At 68.4% G+C, this 6000-nt stretch carries 6 protein-coding genes; 5 read left to right on the forward strand and 1 reads right to left on the reverse strand.

The window, feature by feature from the left end; all coding sequences use genetic code 11:
* Positions 1-218: 218 nt before the first annotated feature.
* Positions 219-1235 carry a LacI family DNA-binding transcriptional regulator gene (locus MFF61_RS29735; protein ID WP_238241299.1) on the reverse strand — a complete coding sequence of 339 codons (1017 nt, stop codon included), beginning with the start codon at positions 1233-1235 and terminating at the stop codon, positions 219-221.
* Between the two features lie 191 nt (positions 1236-1426).
* On the opposite strand from MFF61_RS29735, the gene MFF61_RS29740 reads away from it, so the two are divergent.
* The 5 genes from MFF61_RS29740 to MFF61_RS29760 form a co-directional block, all read left to right on the forward strand.
* Complete coding sequence (locus MFF61_RS29740; protein WP_238241300.1) at positions 1427-2167, forward strand: ABC transporter permease; 741 nt, start codon at positions 1427-1429, stop codon at positions 2165-2167.
* Between the two features lie 4 nt (positions 2168-2171).
* A complete protein-coding gene (locus MFF61_RS29745; protein ID WP_238241301.1) occupies positions 2172-2960 on the forward strand; it encodes an ABC transporter permease in 789 nt (262 codons plus the stop codon).
* A gap of 9 nt (positions 2961-2969) precedes the next feature.
* Complete coding sequence (locus MFF61_RS29750; RefSeq protein WP_238241302.1) at positions 2970-3767, forward strand: ABC transporter ATP-binding protein; 798 nt, start codon at positions 2970-2972, stop codon at positions 3765-3767.
* Positions 3757-5031 carry a DegT/DnrJ/EryC1/StrS family aminotransferase gene (locus MFF61_RS29755; RefSeq protein ID WP_238241303.1) on the forward strand — a complete coding sequence of 425 codons (1275 nt, stop codon included), beginning with the start codon at positions 3757-3759 and terminating at the stop codon, positions 5029-5031. The genes MFF61_RS29750 and MFF61_RS29755 overlap by 11 nt, the downstream gene beginning before the upstream one ends.
* On the forward strand, positions 5028-6000 hold a 973-nt coding region (locus MFF61_RS29760), incomplete at its 3' end, for an ABC transporter substrate-binding protein (protein ID WP_238241304.1). The genes MFF61_RS29755 and MFF61_RS29760, both read left to right, overlap by 4 nt.

Here is a 6000-nt window from a genome sequence, read left to right on the forward strand (position 1 = left end):
ATGCGGGCCGTGCGCTCAGGGACTTGCCCGATGCGGGACCATCGCTCGCGAGGCCGATCCAGTCGCTGCGTTCCAAGCGCTCAAAGCATCAATGCCTCGCTTAGCACCAGCCCGGACATTCCCGCCGATGGCCTGGTCGCCGCGCAGATCATGGAACGTCCTGGGTGCTGGCGGGCGACCGTGCTGATGGGCGGCGAGGGCTGGCACGACCCCCGGCATCAAGCCTTGCCACCGGCCCGCGCCGTTGATCGGCGCACGACGAGTTCGATCGGCAGATCGACGTGGGTTTGCGCCTCCCCATTCTCCAGGAGCGACACAACCATCTCGGCCGCCATCTGTCCGATGCGTCCGGTCGGAATGTGCACCGTCGTGAGCGACGGCGTGAGATACGCGGACATGTCGACATCGTCGATGCCGACGATGGACAGGTCGGTCGGGACGGTGAGCCGGCGCGCCCGCGCCTCCTGCAGGCACGCGATCGCCAAGAGGTCGATCGTCCCGATGATGGCGGTGGGCGGAGTGTCGAGCTGCAGCAGAGCGGCACAGCCGATGCGCCCTCCGGCGAGTGAGAGATCCTGCTCGTTGACACGCCAATCCGGAATCTCGTGGCCCGCCTCGCGCATCGCTTGCCGTGCCCCGGCGAGGCGCGCCCGCTGCCGATCATTGAAGGACAGGCGTCCGGTGACCATGCCGATGCGCGCGTGGCCGAGCTCAACCAGGTGCTGCGCCGCCAAATAGCCGGCCCGCTCGTTGTCGACCGTCACGCAGGCGAAGTCCGGCGCGCCGCACCACGTGAGAACGACCGGCGCGCTTCCGGTCCGGAGCAGATCCAGAGTCGAGCGCGGGCGATCAGCGCCGACCAGGATGAGACCGTCGGCGCCGCGCGCCAGAAGCATGCGAACCGCCTCGGTCTCCGCGGCGGGATTCATCTCGTGGGAGGCGACCAGCAATTGATAGCCGTCGCGCGCCAACGTCGATTGGAGCGACTGCAGGAAACGGGCGAAGATCGTGCTGTCGAGGGTGGGAACGATCGCACCGATCGTCATGGACCGGCCCGAGGCGAGCGCCCGCGCCGCGCCGTCGGGAACGTAGCCGAGAGCCTGCGCTGCGGCGCGCACGCGCTTCAGCGTCGCGGCCGAGAGCAGGTCGGGCTGGGAGATCGCTCGCGAGACCGTCGCCGGCGAGACGCCCGCGCGGCGCGCCACGTCCGAGAGCTTGACCTTGCGCGCCACCATACCAAGACCAGCCGGATGAAAGGATTTTCACCTCGATGCCACGGCCGCAGCCTTCCTACAAGTTTCAGTTTCGCCGGCAGCGGTTGACAATCATTCCCGGGTGATGCGATCAATTTCTGAAAGCGCTCTCATTGAAGCGCGACCCCGGGGAGGCTGACATCAGTCGACGAGTCGGCATCGGCTTTGCAACCATGGCGGTGCTCGTGGCGCTGTGGTTCCTGCTGACCACGCTTACCGGGACGATCGGCGGCGGCCGATTTCCCTCGCCGGGAGAGTTCTGGGCGTCCCTTCTCCAGATCAGCGGGAAAGGCTACGCCGGGGCGACCTTGCTCAGCCACGCGTGGCACAGCACGACGCTCGTCGTCATGGGCTTCCTCGTCGCGATCGGGACCGGAGTGCCCCTCGGCCTCTGGATGGGCTGGAGCCGCCGCGCCGAAGCGCTGATGAACCCGATCTTCCTCTTCATCCGCCCGATCCCTCCGCTGGCCTGGATCCCGCTCGCGATCCTGTGGCTCGGGCTCGGTGACGCCGCGAAGATCATGGTCATCTGGTTCGCCGCCTTCGTGCCGTCGGTCATCAACGCCTTTACGGGGGTTCGCACCATCGACCGCCCGGTTCTGGAGGCCGCAGCCATGCTCGGCACGCCGCGCTGGCGCCTCGTGCAGGAGGTCATCCTGCCCGCCGCCCTGCCGATGATCTTCACCGGATTGCGGCTCTCGCTGCAGGCCGCCTGGACGACGCTCGTGGCGGCCGAGCTCGTCGGCGCGCTGGTCGGCGTCGGGTTTGTTCTGAACGTCGCCCAGCAGGACATCTATCCCGGCATGATCCTCGTCGGAATGGTGACGGTCGGCGTTCTCGGCTGGGCGACGACCTGGCTTCTGGGCCATGCCGAGCGGCGGGCCCTCGCCTGGAACGTGGCGGCGGGGGCCTGACGCCATGAACGGCGCGCGTCTGACCATCGGACAGGGTGTCGCCTGGAGCTTCCTCGGGATCGCACTCTTCCTCGGACTGTGGACGTCCCTCTCGGTCTCCGGCCTCGTGCCCCGCCAGTTTCTGCCGACACCAATGGAGACGGCGGCGCGCTTCCTCTCGCTCTTCACCTCGCCCTTCGCCGGGGCGACCCTGCCGGTGCATCTCGCATCGAGCTTCAGGCGCTACGCCTACGGCGTGCTGCTGGCGGCGGCGATCGGGGTTCCGCTGGGATTGCTGATGGGCTGGTTCAGGCTCCTCGACGACATCGTGTCGCCGATCTTCGACGGCCTGCGCTTCATCGCGCCGATCGCCTGGGTGCCCTTCGCCGCGCTGTGGTTTGGCACCGGGATCGGCGGACCGGTCATGATCATCTTCGCCGGCGCCTTTCCGCCCTGCCTCATCAATGCGTATCGCGGCGCGCGCTTCGTGGAGCCCCGGTTCATCGAGGCGGCGCGCATGCTGGGCACCAGCGATCTGCGGATGATCAGGGAGATTCTCCTGCCGTCGGCGGTGCCCTCCATCATCGCGGGACTGCGGGTCGCCGCCGGTCTCGGCTGGCAGTCGCTCGTCGGCGCCGAGCTCATCGTGGCGGCCGCGGGCGTCGGCTTCATGATGGTGCAGGCGCAGGCCAGCGTTCAGACCACCACGGTCATGTCGGGGATGATCGCGATCGGGCTCGTGGGGATGCTGATCGACGTGCTGCTGCGCCAGGGCGAAGCCTGGCTGCGCCGCCGCCGCGGCCTGGAGGCGTGAGGGGAGGCGATGGGTTCGATCCGCTTCGACAAGGTGGACAAGGTGTTCGGCCCCAAGACGGGCGGCATGAAGGTGCTCGAAGGGATCGACCTCGTCATCGGCGAGAAGGAATTCGTCGCCATCGTCGGTCCCTCCGGTTGCGGCAAGACCACCTGCCTGCGGATGGTCGCGGGCTTCGAGGCGCCGAGCGCCGGGTCGGTTAGCGTCAACGGGCGAGAGATCACGAGCCCGGGTCCGGATCGCGCGGTGGTCTTCCAGCAATTCGCGCTCTTTCCCTGGAAGACGGTGCGCGAGAACATCGATCTCGGGCTGCGCAACAAGCGCCTGCCGCGATCCGAGCGGAGCGACCGCATCGCGGGTGCGCTGAAGCTCATGAATTTGGAGAGCCACGCCGAGGCGTTCCCGCACCAGCTCTCGGGCGGCATGCAGCAGCGCGTCGCGATCGCCCGCGCCTACGTGCTCGATCCCGAGGTGCTGCTGATGGACGAGCCGTTCGGGGCGCTCGACGCGCAGACCCGCGTCGTCATGCAGGAAGAGCTCGTCCGCTTGGCGCGGCGGAACCCGCGCACCGTGCTCTTCATCACCCACGCGGTGGAGGAGGCCGTCTACCTCGCCGACCGGGTCGCAATCATGACGCGCCGTCCAGGGCGCATCAAGGAGGTACTCGACGTCAAGCCGGTGCGCTTGGCCGAGAACTGGGATCGTCTGGCCAGGATCGAGGACGTGATGGACCTCGAATCCTTCGTGCATCTGCGAACCCAGATCTGGCGCTCGCTGCGGGAGGAGAAGGGCCCGCATGGCGTCTGACCTGCCGCCGCCGCGACTCACCCGCGATCTCACGCAGCCGGAGGCGATCCCGGAGGCCGGCATCGCGCGCGCGCTCGAGCTGATGCGATCGGGGCGCCTGTTTCGCTACGGCGAGATGGGCGCGGATCAACTCGATGTCTCGCGTCTCGAGGAGGAGTTCGCCGCCTTCGTCGGTCGGCGCTACTGCGTCGCCGTGAACTCCGGCGGCGCGGCGATGTTCCTGGCCCTGAAGGTGGCCGGCGTCGCGCCAGGCGATCCGGTGCTCGTCAACGGCTTCACCCTCGCCCCCGTCCCGGGAGCGATCCTCCACGCGGCGGCGAAGCCCGTGGTGGTGGAGATCGGCCGCGACTGCGTGATCGATCCGGACGACCTCGTCCGCAAGGCGTCCTCCTCCGGCGCGAAGGTGCTGCTCCTCTCCCACATGCGCGGCCACATCGCCGACATGGACCGGGTGCTCGAGACATGCACGGGGCACGGCATCGCCCTCGTCGAGGACTGCGCCCACGCCCTGTGCACGTCCTACAGGGGCAGGACGATCGGCACCTTCGGCGTGTCGGCCGCCTTCAGCGCCCAGGCCTACAAGCACCTGAATGCCGGCGAGGGCGGCTTCCTCGTCACCGACGATCCCGTCATGGCGGGACGGGCGATCCTGCATTCCGGGAGCTACATGCTCCACGGGCAGCATCTCAGCACGCCGGGACCGGACGTCATCGAGACGCTCAGCGAGCACGTCCCGAATTTCAGCATGCGCATGTCGGCGCTCTCGGCGGCGATCCTGCGGCCCCAGCTTGCCGAGCTGCCGCGCCGGGCCGAGCGATGGAACCGGATCCACGACCGGATCGCCGCCGGCCTCGCGCGCTCTCAGCACCTGCGCGTGCCCGAGCGCGGCGGCGATCACGCCTACTCAGCGACATCGGTCCAGTTCTGCGTCCTGGGATTGGACGCGGACGCAATGGAGGCCGTCCTCGAGAGAGCTCAAGCGCGCGGCCTCCCGATCAAATGGTTCGGAGCGGAGCGCCAAGCGGGCTTCACCAGCGCGCCGCGGCACTGGCGCTATGCGGGCGATCAGGGGCCGCTCACGCAAACCCATCGCGTGCTCGCACAGCTCTGCGACATCCGTACGCCGTTATCGCTGACGGACGCGGAGTGCGACCTCATCGCGGAGATCGTGCGCGACGCGATCGAGGCGGTCGTCGCGGCAAGACGAGACGGCCGGCATCGCCAGAAGGCATCGCGATCGTCGTCCCAAGGGAGGGAGCCATGAAGAGAGAACTCTGCGGTCTCATGCTGGCGACCGCTGTCGCCGCCGCGGCGCCGTCGACGGGCACGGCACAGGCGCAGGCGCCGATCGGCGTCAGCTATCAGCCGTCGCTCTACTGGGCGCTGCCCTTCCACTATGCCACCGTGAAGGGATGGTGGAAGGAGGTCGGGCTCGCCCCGAACTTCACCACCTTCCCGGCCGGTGCACCGCAGATCGCCGCGGCGCCGTCGAAGTCGTGGGATGTCGGCGGGACGGGCTCCGTCCCAGCGGTGCTCGGCGCGGTGCGCTTCAACATCGTGACGATCGGCATCACGAACGACGAGTCGAAGGCCAACGCCATGATGGTGCGTGGCGACAAGTTCGACGCGGTGAAGGCGAATCCCGCCTCGCTCAAAGGCCAGCGGCTGCTCCTGACCACGAACTCGACGGCGGACTACGCCTCGCGCAAATGCCTCGTGAAGATGGGGCTAGCCGCCAACGACATGCAGTTCGTCAATCTGGGCCAAGCTCAGATCATCACCGCGATCACCTCGCAGAACGGCGACGTCGCCGGGGTGTGGGCGCCCAACACCTACACCCTGGAGGACCGCGCCAACGCGAAGTATCTCTGCTCGGGTGCGGATGCCGGAGCCGCCGTGCCGGGCGCGCTCGTCGTGCGCGCCGACTTCGCCAAGGAGCGGCCGGAGGACGTCGCGAAGTTCCTCGCCGTCTTCCTGCGCGGCTGGTCTTGGGCCAAGGCGAATCCGCAGGAGGCCCGCACCCTCGCGCTCGACTTCTACAAGCAGGGCGGGCTCGAGGTGACGCCGCGCGCCATGGATCAGGAGTTCGCCTTGCGGCCGACCTTCGGCCTCGACGAGCAGCTGACGATCATGGCGCGGGACGGCAAGGCTTCGACGGTGGACGGGTGGTTCGGCGAGATCGGCAAGTTCATCGCCGAGGTGGGCACCATCCCGGCGATGAACTTGCCGATCT

The sequence above is a fragment of the Methylobacterium isbiliense genome (assembly GCF_022179325.1).
Lineage (GTDB): Bacteria > Pseudomonadota > Alphaproteobacteria > Rhizobiales > Beijerinckiaceae > Methylobacterium > Methylobacterium isbiliense.

Bases quoted from the DNA above. Each gene is read 5' to 3' on its own strand.
- MFF61_RS29750 (WP_238241302.1), top strand. From the start codon at position 2,970: ATGGGTTCGATCCGCTTCGACAAGGTGGACAAGGTGTTCGGCCCCAAG.
- MFF61_RS29740 (WP_238241300.1), top strand. From the start codon at position 1,427: ATGGCGGTGCTCGTGGCGCTGTGGTTCCTGCTGACCACGCTTACCGGG.
- MFF61_RS29745 (WP_238241301.1), top strand. From the start codon at position 2,172: ATGAACGGCGCGCGTCTGACCATCGGACAGGGTGTCGCCTGGAGCTTC.
- MFF61_RS29735 (WP_238241299.1), bottom strand. From the start codon at position 1,235: ATGGTGGCGCGCAAGGTCAAGCTCTCGGACGTGGCGCGCCGCGCGGGC.
- MFF61_RS29755 (WP_238241303.1), top strand. From the start codon at position 3,757: ATGGCGTCTGACCTGCCGCCGCCGCGACTCACCCGCGATCTCACGCAG.